This is a genomic window from Stenotrophomonas sp. STEN022, assembly GCF_056760155.1.
Genome location: NZ_JBRREG010000012.1, coordinates 36,247 through 63,175 on the forward strand (window position 1 = coordinate 36,247; position 26,929 = coordinate 63,175).

The window sequence follows — 26,929 nt, forward strand, 5'->3', positions numbered from 1 at the left end:
CACGCACTGCATGGTCATGGGGGCGCTGTGTCCGTCGCCCCTGCCATTGGGAGCGGGTGATGAGGTTGCGGAAAAAGCACCGCCGGCAAGGTCCGGGCGGGAGACGATGATGGAGCCGGCCGGACAGGACCAGCCCGGGCGCGATTTCGCTGCCCGCGCGGTCCACGACTACAGCGCCGAGCTGCACCGCTACCTGCGCCGGCGGGTGGCCGAGGCGCAGGATCTGGGTGACCTGGTGCAGGAGGTCTACCTGCGCCTGCTGCGCGTGCAGAGCATCGAGACCGTGCGCAACCCGCTGGCCTATATCTATGGCATCGCCGCGCATGTGGCCAGCGAGTTCAACATGCGTCAGCGCCAGGGCCGGCTGCTGTACGACTCGACCGTGGTCGATGCGGTATCCGAAAACCCGGGGCAGGCGGCTTTCAGTGAAGGCGGTGGCTTCTTCGAGCGGCAGGTGGGCGATGCGCTGGCGCAGCTGCCGGCCAACCGGTTGGCGGTGCTGCTGCTGGAGCGGCGCGAAGGCCTCAGCCATGCGCAGATTGCGCAGAAGCTGGGGCTGAGCGTGCACACGGTGAAGAAATACAGTGTCGAAGCGCTGGCGCATGTACGCGCGAGCTTGGAACGATGAACAGGATGTGGACCTTGCGACGAGCAGGGCGGGTGAAACCATGAATATCTATCGCACATCGCCGCAACAGAGCCGGGAGCGGGCCGCACGCGAGGCCGCAGAGTGGCTGCACGTCATGGGCGAAACGCCCAGCGCTGCGGACCGAGCCGGCTTTGCGGCCTGGGTAGCGCGCTCGCCGCTGCACCTGGAAGAACTGCTGATGGCGCAGTTGGTGCAGCGTGAGCTGGCCTCCGGCGCCGCACTGCAGGCATTTGACCTGGACGCGGTGCTGGCGCAGGCACAGGCCATGGACAACGTGGTGCCGCTGCACGATGCACCCAGTGCTGTGCCGGCGGCGAGGCCGCAGGAGTGCAAACCAGCCACGCGCGGACGCCGTCGCAGGCTGGGTTGGGCGCTGGTGGCTGGGGTTGCCGTCTGCGCGCTGCTGGCCGGTAGTTGGACCCTGCTGCAACCGGAGGTGCCGGTCCACCAGTACGCCAGTGCGGTCGGCGAGCAGCGTAGCATTGCCCTGGCTGACGGCTCGATGGTCACCTTGGCGCCGGCGTCCTATATCGCCGTGCGCTTCAGTGCGGGCGTGCGTGACATCGAGTTGCGTGATGGCGAGGCCACCTTCGACGTGGCGCACGACACAAGCCGCCCATTCCGTGTGCATGCTGGTGACAACACCGTGCAGGCGGTGGGCACGCGCTTTACCGTCAATCGGCTGCCTTCCGGCACGCTGGTGGCGGTCAGCGAGGGCAAGGTGAAGGTGACCGCCAACAGCAATTGGCTGGAATCGCTGTGGCGCGACGATGCATCGACGCTGGAGGCGGGCAAGGCAAAGGTTGAATCGCTGGGCCGTCCGGCGGCATTGTCAGCTGGTGAACAGGCACGCATACCGCAGGGCCAGCAGGCCATGCTGCGGATGCCGCTGGAAGCGCCGAATGCGCCTGCCGATGGCAAGCGTCGCCTGAGCTTCCGCAACGACACTCTGGCCGACATCATCAGCGAGTTCAATCGCTACAACCCACGGCCCATCGTGGTCACCGATCCGCTGATCCGCGAGCAGCGCTACAGCGGCGTCTTCTATGCCGACGATGCCGACTCATTCCTGCAGTTCCTGGAATGCTGTTCTCAGCTGCAGGTCAGCCGCCAGGCTGATCGCAGCGTGATTGGCAACCGCGGTGGCCGTCAGTAGGCGGCAATGCAAGGGCCCGAAAAAATATTTTCAGTGATGAGTACCCTTTCTTCGCACTTGGACACACGGATGTAACAAGAGGCTGGTTCCGCGCAAGGCGGTTCCGGTTGCTCGGTAACCATTCGATGTCTTTCGGGGGCGAACTATCCATGGGGTCCAGCACTATTCTTCATAAGCATGCGTTGGTGAAGGCGGTGGCGCTAGCGCTGCTGGTCGGCACCGGCAATGTGGCGGTGGCACAGTCAGCAGTGGTGACCGATACGGTGGCCGATGCGGCGGTGTTCCAGTTTGATATTCCTGCACAGTCATTGGCATCGGCACTTGAACTGTTTGCCGAGCAGAGCGGCCTGCAGGTGGTGTATGCCGGCGGCGCTGGCAGTGGCGTACAGAGCGGCGCGGTCAGTGGCCGCCTTGCTGCGGACGCTGCCTTGCAGCAGCTGCTTGCGCCTACCGGCTATACGCCTGCCTACATCAATGCCAAAACCGCCGCCATCCGCCCGCGTGGCAGTGCCGCCGATGTAGTTGAGCAGGCAGGTGGCGATGCCGAAACGCTGGAGACGATCAATGTCACCGGTACCTACCTGAAGAACATTGATCCGGCCTCGCCGCTGATCGTGATCGATTCGCAGCTGATCGAAAGCCGTGGTTATGCGTCGATCGAAGACGTGTTGCGCAACCTGCCGCAGAATTTCTCCAACCGCACCAGCGCCTCGCGCGCGCTGGGCGAGAAGGAGTTTGGCAGTTCCTATGGCGATGGTGTGTCCGGGCTGGGCTCCTCCGGCGCCAACCTGCGTGGCCTGGGCAGCCGCTCCACGCTGATCCTGGTCGATGGTCGTCGCCGCAGCGGCTCTGCGCAGGCGCAGGGCGCCTATACCGATATTTCCTCGATTCCGGTTTCGCAGATCGAGCGCATCGAAGTGCTCAGCGATGGTGCCAGCGCCATCTACGGTTCCGATGCGGTTGCCGGTGTGATCAACATCGTGCTGAAGAAGTCTTACGACGGCACCACCGCGCAGTTGCGCCACGAGAACTCCAGCACCGGCGCCGACGTATCGCGGCTGGATCTTGCCCGTACCTTTGGCTATGGCAGCGGTCACGTCACCGCCGCAGTCGGGCTTGAGCGTACGCTGCCTGCAGACGTCACCAGCCTGATCCACGTCGGTCCGAACGGCCGCGGCGACTTCAGCGACCGTGGCGGCGTCAACGGCCGTACCCGCAACAAGGGCCAGCCCGGCGTGGTCTATGAGTCGCTGGATTTCGGCATTGGCTATCACTTCATGGGCGAGGCGCTCGGTGTGATTCCCGGCGGCCAGGATGGCACCGCACTGGATCCGGACAGCCTGCTCGCCTATGACCCGGCCACCGCACCGTCGACCTATGAGCGCAGCCGCATCGGTCCCAAGGTCGACAACCGCTATGTCCGCATCAGTGGCGTGCACGATCTTGGCGAAACCACGCAGCTGAACTACGGCATCAGCCATGTGCGCCAGGTCAACAAGGAGAACTGGCGGCCAACGCTGTTTGACTTCAGCATCTTCGAGGACGGTTACAACACCTATGTTCCGGAGAGCAATCCATACAACAACTTCGGTAGCGACGTGCTGGTGGGCTATTCCTTCGAGCGCGAGTTCGAAGGCATGAGCCTGAGCGAAGACCAGAAGCAGACCAACAGCGACGCGCATGTCGGCATCAACGGCAAACTGCCGTTCGCCAAGGGCTGGGACTACGAAGCGACCTTCAGCACCGGTCGCGAGAGGGGAACCACCACCGATTTGATGGACCTGACCGGTTCGATGGGTGCCGCTGGCTATGCGCGCACGCTGGAAGTGCTCAATGGCTTGAACGTGTTTGGCGATGGCAGCAACGACGCCATCGTCGCGCGCAACCGCGAGCTGTTGCAGAGTCTGGTCGAGCGCCATGTCTATCGCTTCCAGTCGCGCGCCAATACCGTCGACCTGCTGACTCGCGGCGAGCTGTTCCAGCTGCCCGCAGGCAAGATTGAAGCGGCGTTTGGCGCGCAGCACCGTGAGCAGCGCTACAACTACGAGAGCAATCTCGGTGAACAGCTGAGGTCGGAGAGCACGGGCAAATCCGAAGCGCTGTTTACCGAAATCGGTATCCCGCTGTTGAAGGATCAGCCGCTGGCCAAGCTGCTCAGCCTGACCGTTGCCGCCCGCTATGAGCGTTTCGACCAGCGTGGCGACAGCGCGCTGCGTGATTGGTCGGTCGGGCTCGGTGAACTCGGTGGCTTTGATGTCGAGCAGCTGACCGGCGTCAACAATGACGGCACCGATGGCATCACGGGCAGCGATAGCGTGGTGTCACGCAGCTTCAGCCGCACCAGTCCGCTGGCACGGCTGGCCTGGAAGCCGATCGATCAACTGCGCCTGCGCGCCACCTGGGGCGAGTCCTTCCTGGTACCGCAGGCCCAGCAGCAGTTCGGCCAGCTGATCATGGACGACTACACCTCACGGGTGCTGTTCAACGGTGGGCAATTGCCGGACGGCGTCACCCAGATCGTCGCACTCAGCGGCCCCAACGCGAACCTGAAGCCGCAGGTGGCCAGCGTGGTGACCTATGGCTTTGATTGGTCGCCGACCTTCGCCACCGGCCTGCAGTTGTCGGCCACCTATAACCGCACCACCTTCGACAACTATATCGGCGATCCGCTGTCCGGCCTGACCTATTCGGAGATCTTCAAGGACATCAGCAAGATGCCTGAGGGGACCTTCATCGTCGGCGAGAACGGGGTGATGCTGTGGGACAACCGTGCAATCAATTTCCTCGGTCGTCGGTCGCGCAGCATCGATACCACTGCCAGCTATTACTTCGGCAATGACTGGGGTGATTGGCGTATCGAGCTCAATGCCGTGCGTACCTTGGAGCTGACCTCGCGTTCGTTGGCGTCGATGCCGACCCTGAGTTATGCGGACAGCGAGTTGGGGCCAAGCAAGTGGGCCGGTGACCTGTTCGTGGGCTGGGAAGGTAACGCATGGTTCGCATCGCTGGGTAGCCACTACAGTGCCGCGCACCGCGTGCTGTATCCGCTGTCGGCCACGGCTACCGACTACAACGATTTCATTCCCAACGAGAACCCGCGCACACGTTCGGCGTCCTACACCACCTTCGATGCGCAGGTCGGCTATCGCAAGCACCAGCGGGATGGCTGGTTGGGCGGGGTGACCGCGCGCATCGGCGTGCAGAACATGTTCGACCGCGACTATCCCTTCGTCGACAACCTGTCTGGCTTCGTCTCCAACCGCGTCAACATCCGCGGTCGCGTGCTCTACCTGGACATCAAGAAAGAGTTCTGACGCCGACGCGTTGCTTCGTAACAGCGCGGCGCGCCGATCCCTCGTCGGCGGCGCGCCGCATCCATTGCAAGGAAATCCATGAAGTCCATCGCCAACACCCTGCGCGCTTGCCTGCTGGCCAGCGCGGTCGCTACTGCACTTGGCCTTTCTGCCTGCAGCCCATCGCAAACACCGCCTGCCACTCCAGACCAGGACGCCACCGCCACGCCCGCAAGCAGCGGTGCGTACAGCATCCGCGGCACCCTGTCGGGGCTGGCCGATGGAACTGAACTCAAACTGCTGGTGCCATCGGCGGCGACCGACCCAATGCATGTAGAGCCGGTGGCCACGGCCACCGCGCAGGGTGGCGCCTTCGTGCTCAGCGGTGAGGTGAAGCAGGCCGTACCGGCGGTGCTGATGGTCGGTAGTCAGGGCTCGGTGAAACTGGTGCTGGAGCCGGGCGAGCTGCGTATCGAAAGCGGCGAGCTGGGGCCGGTTGCCAAAGGCGGTAGCCTGACCGAGCGTGTCTACGGCTATCTGCAGGATCCAGCCTATGTAGCTGCCTACAAGGTCAACCGCGAAGCCAACCGCAAGGCCTTCGGTGGCGTGGATGAGAACGACGAAGCGGCGATGAAAGCCGCGCGCGAGTCGGTTGCTGCGCCGTTTGCGGCCTTGACCAAGGTCAGGAACGACTACGACGCGGTCATCCTCGACGGTGCCGAGCCGACCCTGCTCAAGCTGTTCGTGCTGAGCGAAAACTACGACTGGAAGCGCTACGACATGGCCCGCCGTGCGCAGTTGCTGGCCAGCTACAAGCAGGAACTCGGCGCGCATCCCTTGATCACGCAGATGGAGCAGGCCGCCGCCGATTACGCCAAGACCCAGCAGCTGGCCGAGAAGTTCGGCCCGGGCAAGCCTTATGCCGACATCGAAGCGGTTGGCGTGGACGGCAAGGTGGTCAAACTGTCCGAAGTGTTGGCACGCAACAAGCTGGTGCTGCTGGATTTCTGGGCCTCCTGGTGCGGCCCGTGCCGTGGTGAATTCCCGCATCTGCTGAAGGTCTACCGCGAGTTCCACGCGCATGGCTTCGAGATCTACGCCGTGTCACTGGATGAAGACAAGGCGGACTGGACCAAGGCCATGCAGGAAGAGGGCGGCAGCAACGATCTGCCGTGGATCAACCTGCAGGCGCCAGGCTTCGAGGACAAGGCCGCGCAGACCTATGGCGTGGTGCAGCTGCCACAGAACTACCTGATCGCCGGTGACGGCACCATCGTCGGCGTCGGCATGCGCGAGTGGGACGTCGAGCGCGCAGTACGTGCGCAGATCAAGAAGGTTGAAGATGCGCCTGCACATTGATGTCATCCGTCGCGTCGCGCTGAGCGCATTGTTGCTGCTCGGCGTGCTGCTGCCCGGCAGCGTGCTGGCGCAGGTGCAGGCCGAGTTGGTAGCCGCGCAGCGCTCGGTGCAGCCGGGCCAGCCGCTGCAGTTGGCGTTGCGCTTGCAGCACGATCCGCATTGGCACAGCTTCTGGAAGAACGCTGGCACCGGCCTGCCGACCAAGCTGATGTGGGAGTTGCCACCGGGCTGGACCGCCGAGGCGATCCAGTGGCCAACACCAATCCTGGTGCGCGACCGCGAAGGCAACATCACCGGCCATGGTTATGAAGGCCTGTCGTACCTGCCGGTGCGGCTGATCGCACCGGCTGACCTGAAGCCCGGCGGTACGGTGGAGTTGAAGGCACAGGCCCGTTGGCTGATGTGCGAGACGGTGTGCATCCCGGGCAAGGCGGCAGTGAGCTTGAGTGTGCTGGTCAATGCCGATCCGCCACAGCCTGATGCCGATGTGCAGGCGGCGTTGGCGGCCTTGCCGATGCCAAGCTCCAGCGAAGGCTGGCAGCTGGCGGCGACCCGCGAGCAGGGTGACCTGACCCTGCGCGTGGCCGCACCGGCCGATATCGCCGAGCTGCACTTCTTCCCGGCCGACGAGTTCGTCTCCTACAAGGTGCCGCAGACCATTGGCAACCGTGGTGCACGCGCCTTGCTGAAGTTGCCACTGGACCCGGCCGAGACCATGCCGGCCGATGCGACGCTGCGTGGTGTGCTGGCTTATACCGACGCACAGGGCATCTACCGTGGTGTCAGTATCGAGCTGCCGTTCGTGGCCGAGGCCGAGGCGACTGCGCTGGTCAGCACGGCCGACCTTGGGGCTGCACCGGCTTCAGGCGCAGGCAATGATGGTGCGCAGCTGTCGCTGTTGGTGCTGCTGTTCGCAGTGCTCGGCGGGCTGATCCTCAACCTGATGCCCTGTGTGTTCCCGGTGCTGGGCCTGAAGGTGGTTGGCTTCATCGAGCAGGCTGGCAATGACCGGCGCAAGGTCAGCCTGCACGCGCTGTCGTTCACCGCGGGCGTGCTGTTGTCATTCTGGGCATTGGCCGGCGTGCTGGCGGTATTGCGCGAAGGCGGGCAGCAACTGGGTTGGGGTTTCCAGCTGCAATCAGCGTCGTTCGTGTTCGTGCTGACGCTGGTGATGCTGGCGTTCGCGATGAACCTCAGTGGCGTGTTCGAGGTTGGCATGCGTGCCACCAGCGTCGGCTCCGGCCTGCAGTCGCGCAGTGGCGTGGCCGGCAGCTTCTTCAGCGGCATGCTCGCCACCGTGGTGGCAACCCCCTGCAGTGCACCGTTCCTGGCACCGGCCCTGGGTGCTGCCCTGGCCCTGCCAACCGCACAATCGTTCGTGGTGTTCACCGCCATCGCGCTGGGTCTGGCGCTGCCGTATCTGCTGTTGTCGGTGTTCCCATCGCTGGTCAAACTGCTGCCGCGTCCCGGCGCGTGGATGGAAACCTTCAAGCAGCTGATGGCCTTTCCGCTGTATGCCACCGTCGGCTATCTGCTGTGGGTGCTGGCCGGGCAGTTGCACGAAGCGGCCCTGCTCAATGCCTTGCTGGCGCTGTCATTGCTTGGCTTCGGTTTGTGGCTGTATGGTCGTGGCACCCGTCCCGGTGCACGCGGCGGCCGCGCAAGATTCAGTGTGGTTGCCGGCGTGCTGGTGCTGGCTGCGGCGGTGCTGTTCGGCTGGCCGCGTGCTCCAGCGCCGGAAGCCCTGCAATGGGAAGCCTGGAGCAGCGAACGCGTGCAGCAGCTGCAGGCCGAAGGCCGTCCGATCTATGTCGATTTCACCGCGCGTTGGTGCGCTACCTGCCAGGTCAACAAGAAGGTGGTGTTCGCCGCGGCGCGGGTGAACGATTATTTCCGCGACAACGAAGTGGTCGCGTTGAAGGCTGATTGGACCAATGCCGATCCGCTGATCACTGCCGAGCTGGAACGTTGGAACCGCAGCGCGGTGCCGTTCAACCTGGCCTATCCGGCCGGTGGCGGCCCACCGCGCGAACTGCCTGAGGTACTCACGCCGGAGATCGTGCTCTCCGCGTTGGAAAACGCTACCCCACCAGGACGGGATTGAACTCCCGCCCCGACTTTCCCCGCGCCTCCGGGCGCATCTAGAGAGAACGCAACGCATGATTTCGCAACGCCTGTTGTGCGCCGGCCTTGCGCTGGGCTTGATGGCAGCTGCTGCTGCCTCGGCCGAGCCGGTCAAGGTCAATGGCTTCACCTACGTAAAATCCGCTGATGGCATCGACGAGTACCGGCTCGATGCCAATGGTCTGAGCGTGCTGCTGCTGCCCAACCACGCCGCACCGGTGGTGACCTTCCAGATGACCTACCGGGTCGGTTCACGCAATGAAGTGACCGGCACCACCGGTGGCACCCACCTGCTCGAGCACCTGATGTTCATGGGTAGCACCAACTTCGACGGCGCTAACAACGTCGACACCTACCTGGACCGCGTCGGTGCCGGCTTCAACGCCACCACCTCGCTGGACCGCACCAACTACTACGCCACGCTGCCACCGGCCGCGCTGGACGGCTACATCGCCATCGAAGCCGACCGCATGCGCGGCCTGCTGCTGCGCGAGAAGGATCGCCAGAGCGAAATGACCGTGGTGCGCAACGAGTACGAGCGCAACGAGAACAATCCCAACGGCGCCTTGATGAAGCTGATGTGGGCCACTGCCTTCAGCGCACATCCGTACCACCATCCGGTGATCGGCTGGCGCAGCGATATCGAGAAGGTGTCCATCGAGAAGCTGCGCGAGTTCTACGACACCTTCTACTGGCCGAACAACGCCACTGTCACCGTGGTCGGCGATATTGACAGCGCCAAGGTGCTGGCCAGCATCGGCGACAAGTTCGGCAAGGTGCCGCGTTCGCCGCATGCCATTCCCGAGGTTTACACCACCGAGCCGGAGCAGCAGGGCGAGCGTCGGGTGACGCTGCGTCGCGGCGGCGAAACCGGCACGGTGATGATGGCGTACAAGGCCCCGGCGGGCCTGGACAAGGACATTCCGGCATTGAACGTGCTGGAGCTGGTGTTGCAGGGCGGCCGCAGCGCCCGCCTGCAGCGTGCGTTGGTGGACACCAGCAAGGCGGTGGCGGTATCGGGCGGCATGTACCAGCAGCGCGATCCCAGCCTGTTCATGCTGAGCGTGGCGCTGGCCCCGGACAGCAAGCACGAAGAGATCGAGAAGATCGTCCGCGACGAGATCGCCAAGGTTGCCCGCGACGGCGTCAGCGTCGAGGAAATCAAGCGCCTGCTCGGCCCGTACCGCGCCGAGGAAGCCTACCGCCGCGATGGCACCGACCAGGCCGCCGATGCGCTCAACGAGTTCATCGCGATGGGCGATTGGACCCTGTATTCCAGCGCCTTGAAGGATCTTGAGAAGGTCACCCCGGCTGACGTGCAGCGCGTCGCCGGCAAGTATTTCACCGCAGAGCAGAGCACGGTTGGCTGGTTCGTGCCGGAGAGCAGCAAGTGAACAACGCAAAACGCATTCGACTGATTCCGCTGGCACTGGCTGCACTGTCCAGCCTTGCCGCATTCGCCGCCCAAGCCGGCGTCGCCGACACCGCCGTGCACGCCAAGGCTGCCGGCATCGACCTGATCGTCTACCCGATGGGGGTCAAGGACGTGGTCACCTTCACCGGCTCGATGCCGCTGGGTGATGCCTTCCTCGCCGCCAAGGCCGACAACCCGGCCGTGCCGACGCTGACCGCGATGCTGCTGGAAGCCGGCACCACCCGCCGCGACAAGTTCGCCATCTCCGATACGCTGGACGGCATCGGTGCGCAGTTGTCTTTCAGCCCCAGCGCGGCGCGCATCGGCATCTACGGCAAGAGCCTGAAGCAGGACCTGCCGACCGTGCTCGACCTGCTCGCCGAACAGCTGCGCCAGCCGGCCTTCACCGCTGAAGAGTTGGCCAAGGCCAAGGTGCAGCTGGAAGCGGCATTACGCCAGGCCAGCGACAACCCCGGCGCGATGGCCCGCGAAACCATGATGCTGAGCATCTTCCCGGCTGGCAGCATCAACGCACCGGCGCCGCGCGAAGCCATGCTCAAGGCGGTGCCGCAGGTGACGCTGGAACAAATCAAGGCCTTCCACGCGAAGTATTACGGCCCGGCGCACATGACCCTGGTATTTGCCGGTGACGTCGATGCCAAGGCGATCGAGACCGCGGTCGCACACGGCTTCAACGGCTGGAGTGGTGGCGTGGACTATCTGCGCGACGCGCCGGCACGGCTGCCGGCCAAGGCCGCCGAGCACAGCATCGCGATGAAGGACAAGGCCAGTGTCAGCGTGTTCCTCGGCCAGGCCACCGGCCTGCGCTACACCGATGCCGACTACCTGCCGATGACGGTGGGCGTGGACGTGTTGGGTTCTGGCTTCACCGGCCGGCTGATGGCAGCGGTGCGCGCGAAGGAAGGCCTGACCTACGGCATCGGCGGCAATCTGCTGGGCAGCGACTACATGGACGGCGGCCTGGGCATCAGCACCACCTTCGCACCGGAGCTGATGGACAAGGGCATCGCCAGCACCCGCCGCGAACTGCAGCGCTGGTGGAAGGATGGCATCACCGCTGAAGAGCTGGATGCACGCAAGCAGGCGATGGTCGGCAGCTACCAGGTCGGCCTGGGCAATACCGACGGCATGTCGGCAGCGATCATCGGCACGGTTGAGCGCGGTGTTGGCCTGGCATGGCTGGACAATTACCCGCAGGCGATCCAGTCGGTGACGCTGGAGCAGGTCAACGGTGCGATCCGCAAGTACGTGGACCCGCAGAAGATGGTGCTGGTCAAGGCCGGTACCTTCAAGAAGTAAGTCGAATTCTGCCAAGTGGTTCGACACCAGCAAACGCCGGCTTACGCCGGCGTTTGTTGTTTCAAGGCCGTGCGCTGATCAGGCACGCACGCTATTGGAAATGATCTCAACCCAATAACCGTCCGGGTCCTTGATGAAGGCCAGGCTCTTCATGCGGCCATCGCTCAGGCGCTTCTGGAACGGCACGCCCAGTTCCTCGAAACGCGCACAGGCTGCTTCCAGTTCCGCCACCGACACGCAGATGTGGCCGAAGCCGCGCGGGTCGCTGTTGCCGTCGTGGTAGACCGGGCCGTCCTGGTTCTCGGTGCCGTGGTTGTGGGTGAGTTCCAGCACACCGGGAATGCCGGCCATCCACAGGCGGCGCTCGGCATCGTCCTGTGGCACCTGCACGCCGGCCGGTACATAGGCCAGGAAGTACAGGCTGAACTGCGCTTCGGCAAAATCACGCTGGTCGATCAGCTGGAAGCCGAGCACGCGCGTATAGAAATCCAGCGAGGCGCGGATGTCCTTGACCCGCAGCATGGTGTGGTTGAACACGAAGCCGTTGGTTTCGGCCGGCACCTGGGCGGCGACACCGGGCTGTTGTGCAAGGGTTTGAAGGCTCATGAAATCTGTCCTGTTGCGATGAATGGGGGAGGGCGCGTGTGCAGCTACGGCAACGCAATGTTCATGCAGAAAGTTGCATTTGAAATCGCCACCCCAGCTTGCATGCGTCGATACAAAAAATCATCAACGGCATACCTTCAGTGGCTAGGCGGCTGCGCGCGCGCTGGCTATGCTGCGTCGCAGGATAGTCGTTGTTCCCCTCGTTTGGATGAAGCGCACATGCATTGCCTGATGTGCGCTGGGAAGTGACGCTGGCGCAAGGGCTGCGCGGATTGTTGGCAGGGGATGCCACCACGGACGGAGCCACGGCGTGACCAGCGGCGGTTGACAAGGTTTCGCTGCTCGCGTTATTCATTGTATGTATATACAAATAACGGAATTGTCCGGAACTCCATGTCCTACCGTATGTGCCTGCCGTTGTTGCTGATGCTGGTGCTCGCCGTCGAAGGCGTGCTCGGGGCATGGGCGAGCACGCGCATGGTGCTGCATGCGGATGGGGTTCCGGCGGTTGCCGGGATTACCCGCGCGGCCAGTGCCAGCTGTAATCCAGTTCGAAGTGACCCGGTGCGAAGTGACCCGGTTCGAAGTGATCTGGTAAATCGCACGTCGGCTGCAACGGCTGGCAGCGGCCACGACGAGCACACCGGCAAGTCGACCTCCAACCATGCCGATGACTGCAGCTGCGCCGATAGCGTGGGCTGCGAATGCCTGTGTGTGTTCACCATCTATCCCCCCGCGACGGCGCTGTTGTTCGCCGGTGCGCATCCGCCGGTATCGGCCGATACGCCATTGCCGGCGCTGGTATTGCCGGCCGGCAGGCTGTCCCGCGTCTTCCGACCTCCCATCGTCTGAGCGGTTGTTCTCGCGTCACCACGACGTAGTAGTGAACCGTGCTCGCGCCCGCGACCGCGGCTATCGCCCCGAGAAAGAATCCCAGCGAGAGAGAACATGTACTTGAAGCCCCAAGCCTTGGCTGCGGCCATCGGCACGCTGCTGTGTGCCACCGCCGTCCACACCGCCAACGCGCAGGACGCGCAACCCCCGAATGAAGCCGCCCGCACGCTGGATGCCGTGCAGGTCACCGGCAGCCACATCAAGCGCGCGCAGTTGTCGGGCGTAGGCCCGGTCAGCGTGATCGACGCGCAGGCCATCGAACGCTCCGGCGCCACTTCGGTGGACACGCTGTTGCAGCGCCTGCCGGCCTCGGCCGGTTTTGCCGGTAGCCAGAGCAATGCCTACTGGGCCGAGAACGGCTACGGCACCACCCAGGTCAACCTGCGCGGCCTCGGCATCAACCGCACCCTGGTGCTGCTCAATGGCCGCCGCATCGTCAATGGCGGTACCGGCGCCAACAGTTCGGTCGATCTGAACATGATCCCGGTATCGCTGATCGAGCGCGTGGAAGTGCTCAAGGACGGCGCCTCAGCCATCTATGGTGCCGATGCGGTGGCGGGCGTGGTCAACATCATCACCAAGCAAGGATTCGACGGCGCCGAAGCGGCAGTGCGCTACGGCCAGACCACGCGTGGCGATGGCGACGAAACCGCTGTCGACCTGGCCTGGGGCGTCACCAGTGATCGTGGCTCGTTGATGGCAGGCATCAACTATGCAGAAGGTGGCACGGTCAATATGGGCTCACGCGCGCCCTGCGGCCTGGCCGAAGTGGGCGGCAAGCTGGTGTGCTCTGGCAGTTCCACCACGGTGGGCGGACGCGCGCTACTGGCCGATGGCAGCCGCGTCAACTTCAACCAGGTGCTGGGCGGCAACGGCGATTTCTACGAGCCGTATTCGGCCGCCAAGCACAACTACAACGGCAACCCTACGCTCAACGCGGTCAATCCGATCAAGCGCATCAGCATCAGCGTGTTCGGTGACAGCCAGCTCAGCGAGAACACCACCGTGTTCACCGAGCTGATGTACACCAACCGCCAATCCGATCAGCTGGCCGCGCCGGGCGGGCTCGGCGTGTACCGGCCGATCAATATCGCTGCCAATCACCCGACCAACCCGACCGGACAGGACCTGCTGCTGCAACGCCGTCGCCTGGAAGAAGCCGGCCCGCGCCATTTCTCGCAGGAGGTGAATACCTTCCGCGGGCTGGTGGGTGTGAAGGGGCAGTTCGGCACTGGTTGGGACTGGTCGGCTGCCTTGAACTGGGGCCGCAACACCGGCGTCGATGGCTCGGACAACGTTGCCAATCTCGACCGTGTCGAGCAGACCTTGAACCGCAGCATCTGCAGCCCGGTACCGGGCGCGGCGATTCCCTGTGGCGACTATCTGGGTTACGGCGACCTCAGTCGCGAGGTGCTCGACTACATCCTCTACACCTCGCGCGATACCGGCGGCAACGAACAGAAGAGCTTCACCGCCAACCTGAGCGGACAGATCTTCGAGCTGCCTGCAGGCTGGGTGGGTTTCGCTACCGGCGTGGAAGTACGCAAGGAACGCGGCTGGCGCAATCCGGATCCGTTGACCGTACTGGGCATCGGCAACACCAACCAGCAGGACCCGATTGCCGGTGAATACACCGCCAAGGAAGTCTTCGCCGAGTTGGCCATTCCGTTGCTGCAGGACAACGTGATCGCCGATTCGCTGTATTTGAATCTGGCCGGGCGTGCCTCGGACTACGATCTGTTCGGCCGCGATTACAACTACAAGGCCGGACTGGATTGGCAGGTCAATTCCTCGCTGAAAGTCCGCAGCACCTACGCCACCGCGTTCCGCATCCCGAACATCCCGGAACTGTTTGGCGGCGTGGCCGAGGGCAACCTGACCACCACCGATCCGTGCAGCAACTGGTCGGCCTTGCCGGCGGGCTCCACGGTGCGTGCCAACTGCCAGGCCTACGGTGTGCCGGCCGGCTATGTGCAGCCGGGCAACACCATTCTCACCACCTCCGGTGGCAACGCCGATCTGAAGCCGGAAGACGCCACCTCGTTCACCGCAGGCGTGGTGTGGACGCCGGAGTTCCTGTCCGGGCTGACCTTGACGCTGGATTACTACAATATCCGCATCAAGCACGCGATCCAGCGTATCGACGGCTCCACCAAATTGGCCATCTGCTACAACACCCCGGGGCTGGCGCATCCGTTCTGTGATGCCAGCAACTTCACCCGCAACCCGCGCACCGGCGAAGTCGACTTCCTGTCCTCGCAACCGGTCAATGCCGCCAACGAGCATGTCACCGGCTACGACTTCGGTGCGCTGTATGAGTTCAAGGCAGCCGGCTTCGATGCCAGCGTCAGTGCCGATGTGTCCTACCTGCAGCGTTATGACGTGCGGCCGTACGACGGTGCCGACCTGATCGAGTACGCCGGCAAGATCACCGGCGGCCGCGGCAGCTATGCCAAGTGGCGCGGTCTGGTCTCGATGAATGCCTCGCGCGATCAATGGTCGGGGACCTGGAGCACGCAGTACATCGGCCGGGCCGATGACATCAATGCGGCCCGCGGTGACATCGGTGATCACGCGCCGTCGGTGTTCTATCACAACCTGCAGCTCAAGTACGCGGTGAGCAAGGCGCTGGATGTATCGCTGGGCCTGGACAACGTCTTCGACAAGAAGCCGCCGTTCATCCAGAGCTACACCGATGCCAACACCGATACGATGACCTACGACCTGCTGGGTCGCCGCTGGTACGCACGCATCGGCTACCGCTGGTGATTGGATGCGCCCCCCCGCCGCTGCGGCGGGGCGCGTCATTGAACGAGGATGATGTTGATGAAACCCGCATTCTGGGCACGACGTGCCCACAAATGGATCGGTCTGGTGATCGGCGTGCAGGCGCTGCTGTGGATGCTCAGCGGTGTCTACATGACCGTGGTGCCGCTGGACGTGATCCATGGCGACCACCTGGCCCACGTACATGGCACACCGCTGCCGGCACAGGCCGCGCGCGTTGGCGCCGATGTGCTGGCTGCGCGCTATCCACAGATGGAGTCGTTCCGGCTCAAGCATGTGCTGGAACGCGAGGTCTATGAGATCCGCCAGGGCAAACAGAAGTACCTGGTGGATGCCGCCAGCGGCGAACGCCTGGCACCGATGGACCGTGAGCAGGCAATAGCGCTGGCGAAGTCGCTGTATCAGGGCAAGGGCGAAGTGGAGCGGGTGGAGTGGATCACCCGCGCCCCGTCGGAAGTGAAGACCCGGCCGGTACCGATGTGGGCGGTGCATTTCAGCGGCCGCGGCGACAGCACGCTGTATCTGTCACCGGATAGCGGTGAGCTGTTGGCACGCAGGCATGACCTGTGGCGTGTATTCGACTTCGTGTGGATGTTGCACATCATGGATTACGAGAACCGCACCGACGTCAACAACACCTTGTTGCGCGTGGCCTCGATCATTGGCCTGGGTTTCGCCCTCAGCGGCATCTGGTTGTTGTTCTACAGCTTCGGCAAGCGGAGGAGCGCATGACGCCCTGGATGCGGACCCTGCACAAGTGGGTGGGCCTGATCGTCGGCCTGCAGTTCGTGGTGTGGTTGGGCAGCGGCCTGATGATGAGCCTGCTCGACCCTGACAAAATCGAAGGCAGTGCCCAGCAAGCTGCAGCTGTCGCCAATCCTGTGTGGCCGGCCACGGCAGTATCGCCAAGTGTGGCGCTGGCTGCAGCCAAGGGCGAGGCGGCAACATTGGACAGTGGCTGGTTGCTGCATCAGCCGGTGTACCGCCTGCAATCGCCGGAAGGCACCGAGGTGATCGACGCCCGCGACGGCAAGCGCATCAGCATTGATGCGGCAGTCGCGGCGAAAGTCGCACAAGCGGCCTATGCCGGTGATGGTGTCGCCGCCGCGCCGCGGTATCTGGAAAAGACGCTGGAAACCCGGGCAAACCCTGACCCGGTGTGGCGCATCGACTTCAGTGATGCGCAGGACACGAGTATCTATGTGTCCGCGCATAGCGGCCAGGTGATGGAGCACCGCAACGCGACGTGGCGGTTGTTCGACATCTTCTGGATGCTGCACATCATGGACTACAGCAGCCGGGTCAACTTCAACAATCCGCTGGTGGTTGGCATGGGCATCGGTGGCCTGTGGTTGGCGCTGACCGGCGTGTGGTTGCTGATCGCCAGTTTCCACCTGCAGGAGTTCATCCCGCGTCGTTGGCGTTCGCGCCGGCAGCTGATGGTCTATGCACCGGGCGGCGCGCATCTGCGCACGGTAGAGGTAGCCAGTGGTGACAGTGTGTACGTGGCATTGGCACGCGAGGGCATCAATCTTCCCTCCAACTGCGGTGGCGGCCAGAGCTGCGGTCTATGCGAGGTGCGGGTACGTTCTGGCGCGGGCAAGGCAACGGCGGCAGATCGCGCACACGTGTCTGATGCCAAGCGCAAGGTAGGTTGTCGATTGGCCTGCAACCTGCAGGTAGATGAGGACGTCGAGATCGAAGTGGCTGGCGGCGCCAGCCTATGGACCGAACACTGGGCCATCGTCGAGAAGGTCGTCGCCGTGACCCCATTCCTGCGTGAGATTCATCTGCGCCCGGAGCAGACCGCGGATGCGCAGTTCCAGCCGGGCTGCTATCTGCAGCTGCACGTGCCCGAGTACGAGCTGCCGCGCAGCGCGGTGTGGTATCCGTCCGAGCACGACGAGGATTGGAAAGCGCTGTCCTTGCCTGGGACCCTGCAGAACAAGGCGGTGGTGCGGCGCTCGTATTCGCTGGCAACACCGGTGTCCAACGCGGACGGCGGCCTGGTGCTGCTGGTGCGCTTCAGCCCCGGCTGGCAGGAGAATCGCAAGCATCCGCCGGGCAAGGGCTCGACCTTCGCCTATACGCTGCGCGAGGGTGACCGTGTCCGCTACAGCGGCCCGTTTGGTGATTTCGCACTTAGTGGCAGTGACCGCGAGAAGATATTCATTGGCGCCGGTGCGGGGATGGCACCGCTGCGTGCACTTGTCCAGCAGCGCTTGGATGAAGGCGGTGGCGAACGTATGCATTACTGGTACGGCGCCCGTGGCGAGCGCGATTGCCCTTATGTCGAGCAGATGCAGGAGCTGGCACATGAACATGCCAACTTCAGTTGGCATCCGGTGTGGTCGGGGCAGGGGGGCGATGCACGTCGTGTGCATGAAGCGATCCATGAGGATCTATTGAAGCAGCATCCGGATCTGGCTGGTTGCGAGTTCTATCTGTGTGGGCCGCCGGCGATGTTGGCGGCGACCAGGCAGTTGCTGCGCAAGCTGGGTGTTGCGGATGAGCGGGTTGCGTTTGATGACTTCAAGATTTGATTGAAGGCGGACTTGGATGTTGCGGCTGCAGATGTCGGAGGTCTACGGCTGTTGCTGTTGCTGTTGCTGTTGCTTCGGCTCTGGCTTCGGCTCTGGCTCTGGCTCTGGCTTTGGCTTCGGCTTCGGCTTCGGCTCTGGATATTCCCTTCTCCCGCTTGCGGGAGAAGGTGCCCGGAGGGCGGATGAGGGGGGCTTTTGACTTTGCTTAGCTAGATGCTTCCCCTCACCCCCACCCCTCTCCCGTGAACGGGAGAGGGGCTTTACTCCGATCATTATTGCGGCGGCATCACTCGTGCTTTGAGAACTCGCTCAACGAACCATCATTGCCCAGCAGCGCTACCGTGAACGCCTGACGATAACCATCCGGCGATTCCATGCCCGGCGTACCCACCGGCATGCCCGGCAACACCAGCCCGCGCGCCTGCGGGCGCTCGGCCAGCAACTTCTTGATGTCTTCCACCGGCACATGGCCTTCCACGACATAGCCATCAATCTCGGAGGTATGGCAGGACATCATTCCGTCGGCGATTCCCAGGCGTTGCTTGACCGCCATCATGTCGCTGGTGTCATTGAGCTGCACCGGGAAGCCAGCGGCCTGCATATGCTCGGCCCAGCCGCCACAACAGCCGCAGTTCGGGTCCTTGTGCACAACCACCAACGGCAATGCCTTGGTAGCCGGCGCAGCTTCAACCGCTTTCGCTGGTGTCGCAGCAGCCGTTGCGGCTGCCACAGCAGCAGTCGAAGGACTGGCATTGCAGGCACTGATCAACAAGGTGCCTGCAGCCAGCACCAGCAGCGAGAACATCGGCTTTGAACGCATCTTCATGATCTAGATTCCTTGGACAGGTTGCCGCACCGGCCGGAGGCCAGTGCGGCAGTAGGGCGTCACAGCATCGACAGGCCGCGCTCGAATTCCTTGGCGTCGAGCTTGCCATCACGGTTGCCATCGCTCATGCCGAAGTGCGGCAGCAGCGGGTGACCGCTGGGCAGCTCCTCGCGGCTGATGAAGCCGTCCTTGTTGGCATCAAAGCGTTTGAACGTCGCCGCTGCATCAGCCTGCGGCGCTTTCGCAGCGGGCTTGGCCGCCGGTGCATGGTGCTCATGGCCGGCATGTTGGGCCTGCGCGATGGAAATGGAGGCAAGGGAGATCGCGCCGACCAGTGCGGCCTGGATAAAGAACTTCATCGAATGTATTCCTTGTAGGGAGAGTGGTGATGGCGTCGGCATGCGACGCCATCACTACGAATCAGAACCAGAAGCGCACACCGGCAACCCAGCGCGATTCGCTCACGCCTTCGCCGGCATCACGGTGCAGGTCGGCGGTATCGCCGAACGCGCGCTCGTGCACGAAGCCCACATACGGTGCGAACTTGCGGGTGAACTCGTAGCGCAGGCGCAGGCCTGCTTCCACGCTGCTCAAGCCCTTGCCTACACCGCGGCGCGGATCATCATCGGCAACGATGCTGGCTTCCACCACCGGCTGAAGGATCAGCCGGTTGGTCAACAGCACGTCGTATTCGACCTCGAAGGCCAGCTCGGCCTTGCGCGGTCCACCGATGTAAGCCATCGCCGAGACTTCGAACTTGTACGGCGACATGCCCTGCAGGCCGAAGGCCGCGCGGGTCAGATCCGGGGATTCACGGCTGTTGTCATGTCGCGCGCCGGCCACCACGTCCCACCACGGCGAGATCGAATGCCCGTACAGCGCATCCACCGACCAGTCGCCGAGCGCATTCTCGCTGCGCTCGCCTTCACTGCGGATCCACAGGCGGTTGATGTCGTTACCGAACCAGGAGTCGATGCCCCAGGCCTGGCCGCTGCCGTGGGCATTGTCCCAGGCTTCCAGGTGATCGAACACCACCAGGCTGTTGAACGACGGTGCATGCTCCATTGCATGTGGCTTCAACACCGGGAAGGCGTCGTCGAAGTCCTGCTTGGTCGGCGTTGGGATCGGCTCGCGCGGCGCGTCGCTGGCGCTGCTGCCCTGCATGTTGTGACCAGCATGCGGATCGGCCGGCATGGCATGGCCGGCGTGCGGATCAGCCGTCTTGCCATGGCTGGAATGATCATCCGCCTTGGGCATGGCATGACCGGCATGCGGATCGTCGGGCATTGCATGCCCCGCGTGCGGGTCAGCCGCCGTGCCGTGGCTGGAGTGATCCTCTGCCTTGGGCATGGCATGGCCCGCATGTGGATCAGCAGCCTTGGCCTTGCCACCATGACCACGGTGCGCAGCATGCGGATCGGCCGGCTTGGCCTTGGGCATGTTGTGCCCGGCATGCGGGTCCACTGCTGGCTTTGCTTCAGCGGCATGCCCAGCGTGGCCCGCATGCGGGTCCTGCGCGAAGACACTACCGCTGGCGGCCAGGGCGATGAACAGCAGCGAGTGAGAAAAAGTCTTCATGCGTCGATCCTCACTTCGCGCATCATGCCCGCTTCCATGTGGTACAGCAGATGGCAGTGGAAGGCCCAGCGTCCCAAGGCGTCTGCACGCACGCGGTAACTGCGGCGTGTACCCGGCGGCATGTCGATGGTGTGCTTGCGCAGCTGGAACTCGCCGTCGGCGTTCTCCAGGTCACTCCATACGCCGTGCAGGTGGATCGGGTGCTGCATCATCGTGTCGTTGACCAGCACGATGCGCATGCGCTCGCCATAGTTCAACTTGATGGGCTCGGCGCCAGCAAACGGGATGCCGTCGAAGTTCCATGCGAACTTTTCCATATGACCAGTGAGATGCAGTTCAATCTCGCGGCCGGGCTCGCGTCCATCCGGGTCCTCGAACAAGGAACGCATCGCGCCATAGGTCAGCACCTTGCGACCGTTGTCGCGCAGGCCGATGCCGGGGTCGTCGAGCTTGGGCTCGGTGGCCGCGGTCTGCATGTCGATCAGTGGGTTGCCGGCTTCGCTGGGCTTGTGCTTGGGCGATTTGTCGCCGCCGCCATGGGCGCCATGGCCCATCGCCGCACCGCAGCCGCCTTCCATGCCCTTGGCACCCATGTTGGCGCCGCAACCACCTTCCATGCCGGCACCGTGGTCGCCATGGCTGCCCATGTCGTGGCCCATGTCGCTCATGGTCAGCAGCGGGCGCGGATCGATCTGCGGAATCGGTGCCTGCAGGCCATGCCGAGTTGCCAGCGTGCCGCAGGCGTAGCCGGTGCGGCCCATGTCCTGCGCAAACAGGGTGAAGGCATCCTGGCCGGTCGGCTCGACGATGACGTCGAAGGTCTCGGCCGGGGCAATGCGGAACTCGTCGATGCTGACCGGATGGATGTACTGGCCATCGGCGGCGACCACGGTCATTTTCAAACCGGGGATGCGCACATCGAAGTAGGTCATCGAGGCGCCGTTGATGAAGCGCAGCAGCACCTTTTCGCCACTGCGGAACAGGCCGGTCCAGTTGCCGGCCGGGGCGGTGCCGTTCATCAGGTAGGTGTAGGTGTGGGCATTGATGTCGGACAGGTCGGAAGGCGTCATCCGCATCCGGCCCCACATGCCGCGGTCACTGAGCGTCTCCCGTAGACCATCCTTGCGTGCGTCGCGCATGAAGTCACCGACCGTGCGCTGGTAGGTGTTGTCATGCATCGGCATCTTCTTCATGCGCCGGAACAGCGCATCCGGATCGATGTCGGTCCAGTCCGAGAGCATGACCACGTGTTCGCGGTCGAAGTGGTACGGCGGCGGTGCCAGTGGATCGACGATCAGCGCGCCGTACAGACCGGCCTGTTCCTGGAACAGCGAATGGCTGTGATACCAGTAGGTACCGGACTGTTTGAGCTGGAACCGGTACTGGTAGGCCTCACCCGGCGCAATGCCGTTGAAACTCAGCCCCGGCACGCCGTCCATGTTGGCCGGCAGCAGGATGCCGTGCCAATGGATGGAGGTGATCTCGTCGGTGAGCGTATTGGCCACGCGCAGGTTGACGGTGTCGCCCTCACGCAGGCGCAGGATCGGCGCCGGCAAGGAGCCATTGACGGTGATGGCGGGGCGGGTACGGCCGGTGAAGTTGACCGCCGAGCGGCCGATGGCAAGGCTCAGCTCGGTACCGCGCAGCTCAACCGGCGGCACCGCCATGGCGCTGCCGGCGGCGAAGGCCTGTGGGATGCGGGCGAGGCCGGCACCGGCGACCACGCCGCCAATCGCCAGGCCCTGCACGAAACGACGTCGCGACAGTACCGAGCGCGAATCGGAAAGGAAATCAGAAGACATGTGGAACTCCCGGTCACACAGCCGCATCACGATGCGTCGCTGCATGTCCTGAACAGATCAAGGGTGCACCAGGGCGATGGCCTTGGCACAGATATCTGCGGACGCCAGAAGGCGCGGGAATCAGGCGATGGGAGGGCGGTTGAGCTGGCCCGGGGCCACATCGTCGCGAGAGGGGAGTGCTGGCATTGGCGCCAATGCATGGCGCATAGGTGCAAGCCGCGTCATCGTGACGCTGGGCAGCATGTTGCAATGCTGCTTACAGTCGCAGCTGTCACCGCTGGCACAGGGCGAGGGCGCCTTGTCGGCGTCGCCGCCATCACACTGCAGATTGGCTTCCTGCTCGTGGCAGCAGTCGTGCGCGCTGTCACCGGCTTCCATTGCCATCGTCATTGCCTGCATCGGCATGGCCATCGCCGTCGCAGACCACACCGAACCGACCGCACCAGCGATCAGGGTCAGGCATAGCAGCAGGGGCAGCAGGATGCGCGGCACGGGATTCAGGTTGGGAAGCAGGGCTGAACCATAGCATTCCTGAGTGGGGGCTGGGCTGAATGGTTGGGAAAAACCAGAGCCAAAGCACCCCTCCTCAATCCTCCCCTGCGCCTGTGGCGCAAGGGAGGAGGTAGACGCGCGGGCATCGGCCAACTCACCGGAGGCCGCAACTCGCCTCCCTTGCGCCGCAGGCGCAGGGGAGGGTTGGGGAGGGGTAACGCTCCTGCAGTTGTTGCCATCCCCCCACAACCCAACCAAGTAGAATCCACACCAGCATTCACCAAGAAGTGGCGATCCATGTCCCAGCGTGATTGGGTGGCGGCGGCCATCCACAAGATTGAAGCCGACTACAACCGTTCGGCCGATACCCATCTGATTCCCGTCGACCTGCCGGGCTTCCCCGGAATCGATGTCTATCTGAAGGATGAATCCAGTCACCCGACCGGTAGTCTCAAGCACCGGCTTGCCCGCTCGCTGTTCCTCTACGCGCTGGCCAATGGTTGGCTGCGCGAGGGTTGCCCGGTGATCGAGGCATCCAGCGGCTCCACTGCGGTGTCCGAAGCCTACTTCGCGCGCCTGCTTGGCCTACCGTTCATTGCGGTGATCCCGGCCAGCACCTCGCCGGAGAAGATCGCCGCCATCGAATTCCATGGCGGCCGCTGCCATCTGGTGCAACGCGCCTGCGACCTGAACTGCGAATCCGAACGGCTGGCACGCGAGACCGGTGGCCATTTCATGGACCAGTTCACCTACGCCGAGCGCGCCACCGACTGGCGTGCCAACAACAACATCGCCGAATCCATCTTCAAGCAGATGGCCGAAGAGCCGCATCCGGTGCCGGAATGGATCGTCTGCAGCCCCGGCACCGGCGGCACCGCCGCCACGCTGGGCCGTTACGTCAGCTACCGCCGCCACGACACCCGCATCCTCTGTGCCGACCCGGAAGTGTCGATCTTCTACGACGGCTACTGCGCCGCGCTCGAAGGCCGCGACTGGCGTGACATGACCTGCGAAGGTGGCTCGCGCGTGGAAGGCATTGGTCGTCCGCGCGTGGAGCGCAGCTTCATCCCCACCTGCGTTGATGCGATGGTGAAGGTGAGTGATGCGCTGAGCCTGGCTGCAATGCGCCATGTCAGCGCCACCCTGGGACGCCGCGTTGGCGGCTCCACCGGTACCAACTTCATCGGCGTGCTGTACGCCGCCCAGCAGATGCGCGCTGCCGGCCGTGATGGCTCCATCGTCAGCATCCTCTGCGATGCCGGTGAGCGTTACGCGCACAGCTATTACAACCCGGACTGGTACAGCCAGCAGGGCATCGACGTGGTCGGTGCCGATGCGGTGGTGGCCACGGCCGTGGCCGGGCAGGGCATGCCCGCCCTGCCTTGTGCCTGGCTGGAAGCGTCGCCATATCAGGTCTGATACCGGCGCAGCCGGAACTGTTTGAAGGAATACTGTGAACACCGCCAATCCCCTGCTCGATTTCTCCGGCCTGCCGCGTTTCGACGCGATCCGCGCTGAACACGTCACCCCGGCCATCGATACGCTGCTGGCCGAGGCCGAAGCGGCGGTGATAGCCGCCGAAACCGTGGCGCCGGTGAGCTGGGAGAATTTCGTGGTGCCGCTGGACGATGCTACCGAGCGGCTGTATCGCGCCTGGGGCCAGGTTTCGCACCTGCAGGCGGTGGTCAACACGCCGGAGCTGCGCGAGGTCTACAACGCCAACCTGCCGAAGATCAGCCGCTTCGGCAGCTCGGTCGCGCAGAACCCGGCGCTGTACGCACAGTACAAGCTGCTGGCCGCCGCGCCGGCAGCGGCCAGTTACGACGAAGCACAGCGCAAGGCGCTGGAAAATGCACTGCGTGATTTCCGCCTCGGCGGTGCCGAGCTGGACGACGCCGGCAAGGCGCGTTTCGCCGAGTTGCAGGAAGAGCTGTCAGGCCTGCAGGCCAAGTTCTCGCAGAACGTGCTCGATGCCGGTGATGCATTCGCCTTGTATGTGGATGTAGCCGATGACCTGCTGGGCCTGCCCGATGACGTGATTGCCAGCGCCCGCGCCGCCGCGCAGAAGGATGGCCGCGAAGGGTACAAGCTGACCCTGCAGATGCCGTGCTATCTGCCGGTGCAGACCTATGCCGACAACCGCGCGCTGCGCGAGCAGCTGTATCGCGCGCATGCGATGCGTGCATCGGAGTTCGGCGATGCGGCCCTGGACAACACCGGCAACATCGATCGCATCCTCGCCGTTCGCAACGAACTGGCCGCATTGCTGGGTTTCGACAGCTACGCCGAGTATTCCATCGCCACCAAGATGGCCAGCGACGCACCGCAGGTGCTCAGCTTCCTGCGCGACCTGGCTGCACGCGCCAAGCCGTATGCGCAGCGCGACCGCGCCGAGCTGGAAACCTTCGCCCGCGATGAGCTGGGCATGGACGAACTGCAGGCCTGGGATCTCGCCTATGTGGCCGAGAAGCTCAAGCAGGCGCGTTACAGCTATTCCGAGCAGGAAGTGAAGCAGTACTTCACCGAGCCCAAGGTGCTGGCCGGCCTGTTCGGTGTGATCGAGCGTCTGTACGGGCTCAAGGTGGAACAGGACAGCGCGCCGGTCTGGCACGAAGACGTGCGTTTCTATCGACTGGTGGATGCCGATGGCGCGCTGGTTGGCCAGTTCTACATGGATCTGTACGCACGTGAAGGCAAGCGCGGTGGTGCGTGGATGGATGACTGCCGCAACCGTCGCGTCACCGCCGCCGGCGTGCAGACGCCGCTGGTATATCTGGTCTGCAATTTCGGCCGCGGCAATGACGGCAAGCCGGCGACCTTCAGCCATGATGAAGTCACAACCGTCTTCCACGAAATGGGCCACGGTCTGCATCAGTTGCTGACCCGCATTGGCGAGCTGGCGGTGGCCGGCATCAATGGCGTGGAATGGGATGCCGTGGAACTGCCCAGCCAGTTCATGGAGAACTTCTGCTGGGAGTGGGAGCAGGTGGAAGCGATGACGGCGCATGTCGATACCGGCGCGCCGCTGCCGCGCGAACTGTTCGACAAGATGCTGGCGGCGAAGAATTTCCAGAGCGGCATGTTCACCGTGCGCCAGCTGGAATTCGGCCTGTTCGACATGCTGCTGCACAGCCAGTACCAGCCTGAACAGGAAAGCGTGCTGCAGTTGCTGGAACGCGTGCGCGGCGAAGTGGCGGTGAACATCCCGCCGGCCTGGAACCGCTTCGCCAATCAGTTCAGCCATATCTTTGCTGGCGGCTATGCGGCTGGTTACTACAGCTACAAGTGGGCCGAAGTGCTAAGCGCCGACGCCTATGCTGCGTTCGAGGAAGCACCGGGTGCCTTGGCCGAGACCGGCAAGCGTTTCCGCGATGAAGTGCTGTCGCGCGGTGGCAGCCGCAGTGCGGCCGAAAACTTCCGTGCCTTCCGTGGCCGTGAACCGCAGATTGACGCCTTGTTGCGGCATAGCGGCATGACTGCCTGAACAGTGGCCACGGCCGGGGCTGGTCAGCCGCAGCGATGAGGGTCAAGCTTGGGGATACGTCTTCCCCAAGCATGACGCCATGCCCCGGCTAATCACCCGCATCGCAGCCTGCGCGGCCATCATCGGCGCCGTGCTGTGGTTCCAACCGCGCATCAATGAACCTGCCGCCCAGGTCAGCAATGGCCTGAACCTGCGCAGCGCGCCGGATCAGCGTGCCGAGCGCCTGGCGGTATTGCCGGTGGGCACCACGGTGGAAGTGCAGCGCTGCCTGGCCGACCTGCAATGGTGCAATGTACGTGCAGACGGCAGGAGCGGCTGGGTAGCGGCGGATTACCTGATCGCCCGCAGCGACGGCAAAAAGGTCAAATTGGCCGAAGCCGGCAAGCAGATGGGCGTAGTCATAGAGACCGCCAAGCCCGGCGGCTGAGGCCACACCTGTAGAGCCGAGCCACGCTCGGCTGAAGCGTTAGTCACACCTGTAGTGGGGGGGGGGGGGGGGGGGGGGGGGGGGGGGGGGGGGGGGGGGGCGGGGGGGGGGGGGGCGGGGGGGGGGGGCGGCCCCCCGCCGCCCCGCCGGCGGGGGGGGGGGGGGGGGGGGGGGG

20 protein-coding genes are annotated in these 26,929 nt (G+C 64.0%); 14 read left to right on the forward strand and 6 right to left on the reverse strand.

Translation table 11 applies throughout. From position 1 onward, the window contains the following. Positions 1-109: 109 nt before the first annotated feature. The 7 genes from ACVOMF_RS04470 to ACVOMF_RS04500 all read left to right on the forward strand — a co-directional run bounded on the left by ACVOMF_RS04470 (position 110) and on the right by ACVOMF_RS04500 (position 11,315). Positions 110-628 carry an RNA polymerase sigma factor gene (locus ACVOMF_RS04470; protein WP_481508188.1) on the forward strand — a complete coding sequence of 173 codons (519 nt, stop codon included), beginning with the start codon at positions 110-112 and terminating at the stop codon, positions 626-628. 40 nt (positions 629-668) lie between these two features. Next, a complete protein-coding gene (locus ACVOMF_RS04475; protein WP_481508189.1) occupies positions 669-1,805 on the forward strand; it encodes a FecR family protein in 1,137 nt (378 codons plus the stop codon). A 149-nt stretch (positions 1,806-1,954) separates the two neighbouring features. Then, positions 1,955-5,119 (forward strand): TonB-dependent receptor, encoded by a 3,165-nt coding sequence (locus ACVOMF_RS04480; RefSeq protein ID WP_481508190.1) that lies wholly within the window; start codon positions 1,955-1,957, stop codon positions 5,117-5,119. A 78-nt stretch (positions 5,120-5,197) separates the two neighbouring features. After that, positions 5,198-6,457 carry a redoxin domain-containing protein gene (locus ACVOMF_RS04485; protein WP_481508191.1) on the forward strand — a complete coding sequence of 420 codons (1,260 nt, stop codon included), beginning with the start codon at positions 5,198-5,200 and terminating at the stop codon, positions 6,455-6,457. After that, complete coding sequence (locus ACVOMF_RS04490; RefSeq protein ID WP_481508192.1) at positions 6,441-8,561, forward strand: protein-disulfide reductase DsbD family protein; 2,121 nt, start codon at positions 6,441-6,443, stop codon at positions 8,559-8,561. The genes ACVOMF_RS04485 and ACVOMF_RS04490 overlap by 17 nt, the downstream gene beginning before the upstream one ends. A 55-nt stretch (positions 8,562-8,616) precedes the next feature. Continuing rightward, the gene (locus tag ACVOMF_RS04495; protein ID WP_481508193.1) at positions 8,617-9,975 is read left to right on the forward strand and encodes a M16 family metallopeptidase; all 1,359 of its coding nucleotides are present in this window, start codon (positions 8,617-8,619) and stop codon (positions 9,973-9,975) included. Then, complete coding sequence (locus ACVOMF_RS04500; protein WP_481508194.1) at positions 9,972-11,315, forward strand: M16 family metallopeptidase; 1,344 nt, start codon at positions 9,972-9,974, stop codon at positions 11,313-11,315. Before ACVOMF_RS04495 ends, ACVOMF_RS04500 begins: the two co-directional genes overlap by 4 nt. A 78-nt stretch (positions 11,316-11,393) precedes the next feature. On the opposite strand, the gene gloA is transcribed toward ACVOMF_RS04500, so the two are convergent. Next, positions 11,394-11,921, reverse strand: coding sequence for a lactoylglutathione lyase (gene gloA / locus ACVOMF_RS04505; protein ID WP_481508195.1), 528 nt, complete (start codon positions 11,919-11,921; stop codon positions 11,394-11,396). Positions 11,922-12,314: 393 nt separating this feature from the next. On the opposite strand from gloA, the gene ACVOMF_RS04510 reads away from it, so the two are divergent. From ACVOMF_RS04510 to ACVOMF_RS04525, 4 genes are all read left to right on the forward strand, one after another. After that, complete coding sequence (locus tag ACVOMF_RS04510) at positions 12,315-12,773, forward strand: CopL family metal-binding regulatory protein (protein ID WP_481508196.1); 459 nt, start codon at positions 12,315-12,317, stop codon at positions 12,771-12,773. A gap of 96 nt (positions 12,774-12,869) precedes the next feature. Next, a complete protein-coding gene (locus ACVOMF_RS04515; RefSeq protein WP_481508197.1) occupies positions 12,870-15,584 on the forward strand; it encodes a TonB-dependent receptor in 2,715 nt (904 codons plus the stop codon). A gap of 57 nt (positions 15,585-15,641) precedes the next feature. Then, complete coding sequence (locus tag ACVOMF_RS04520) at positions 15,642-16,334, forward strand: PepSY domain-containing protein (protein ID WP_481508198.1); 693 nt, start codon at positions 15,642-15,644, stop codon at positions 16,332-16,334. Further along, positions 16,331-18,145 (forward strand): 2Fe-2S iron-sulfur cluster-binding protein, encoded by a 1,815-nt coding sequence (locus ACVOMF_RS04525; RefSeq protein ID WP_481508199.1) that lies wholly within the window; start codon positions 16,331-16,333, stop codon positions 18,143-18,145. The genes ACVOMF_RS04520 and ACVOMF_RS04525 overlap by 4 nt, the downstream gene beginning before the upstream one ends. 286 nt (positions 18,146-18,431) lie before the next feature. Here the strand turns inward: ACVOMF_RS04525 and ACVOMF_RS04530 are convergent, their stop codons facing one another. The 5 genes from ACVOMF_RS04530 to ACVOMF_RS04550 form a co-directional block, all read right to left on the reverse strand. Then, positions 18,432-18,971, reverse strand: a complete 540-nt coding sequence (locus tag ACVOMF_RS04530) for a DUF411 domain-containing protein (RefSeq protein WP_481508200.1) — start codon at positions 18,969-18,971, stop codon at positions 18,432-18,434. Between the two features lie 59 nt (positions 18,972-19,030). Continuing rightward, on the reverse strand, positions 19,031-19,330 hold the full coding sequence (locus tag ACVOMF_RS04535) for an EF-hand domain-containing protein (RefSeq protein WP_481508201.1): 300 nt from the start codon (positions 19,328-19,330) through the stop codon (positions 19,031-19,033). Between the two features lie 61 nt (positions 19,331-19,391). Next, positions 19,392-20,549, reverse strand: coding sequence for a copper resistance protein B (locus ACVOMF_RS04540; RefSeq protein WP_481508202.1), 1,158 nt, complete (start codon positions 20,547-20,549; stop codon positions 19,392-19,394). After that, positions 20,546-22,351, reverse strand: a complete 1,806-nt coding sequence (locus tag ACVOMF_RS04545; protein ID WP_481508203.1) for a copper resistance system multicopper oxidase — start codon at positions 22,349-22,351, stop codon at positions 20,546-20,548. The genes ACVOMF_RS04540 and ACVOMF_RS04545 overlap by 4 nt, the downstream gene beginning before the upstream one ends. A gap of 120 nt (positions 22,352-22,471) precedes the next feature. Continuing rightward, positions 22,472-22,843, reverse strand: a complete 372-nt coding sequence (locus ACVOMF_RS04550) for a CopL family metal-binding regulatory protein (protein WP_481508204.1) — start codon at positions 22,841-22,843, stop codon at positions 22,472-22,474. A gap of 297 nt (positions 22,844-23,140) precedes the next feature. Here ACVOMF_RS04550 and ACVOMF_RS04555 point away from each other — a divergent pair, with 297 nt between their 5' ends. The 3 genes from ACVOMF_RS04555 (at position 23,141) to ACVOMF_RS04565 (ending at position 26,754) form a co-directional block, all read left to right on the forward strand. Then, a complete protein-coding gene (locus tag ACVOMF_RS04555) occupies positions 23,141-24,262 on the forward strand; it encodes a PLP-dependent cysteine synthase family protein (protein ID WP_481508205.1) in 1,122 nt (373 codons plus the stop codon). 34 nt (positions 24,263-24,296) lie between these two features. After that, positions 24,297-26,327: a M3 family metallopeptidase gene (locus tag ACVOMF_RS04560; protein ID WP_481508206.1), complete on the forward strand. Its 2,031-nt coding sequence runs from the start codon at positions 24,297-24,299 to the stop codon at positions 26,325-26,327. A 79-nt stretch (positions 26,328-26,406) separates the two neighbouring features. Further along, positions 26,407-26,754, forward strand: coding sequence for an SH3 domain-containing protein (locus ACVOMF_RS04565; RefSeq protein ID WP_481508207.1), 348 nt, complete (start codon positions 26,407-26,409; stop codon positions 26,752-26,754). Positions 26,755-26,929 lie beyond the last annotated feature (175 nt).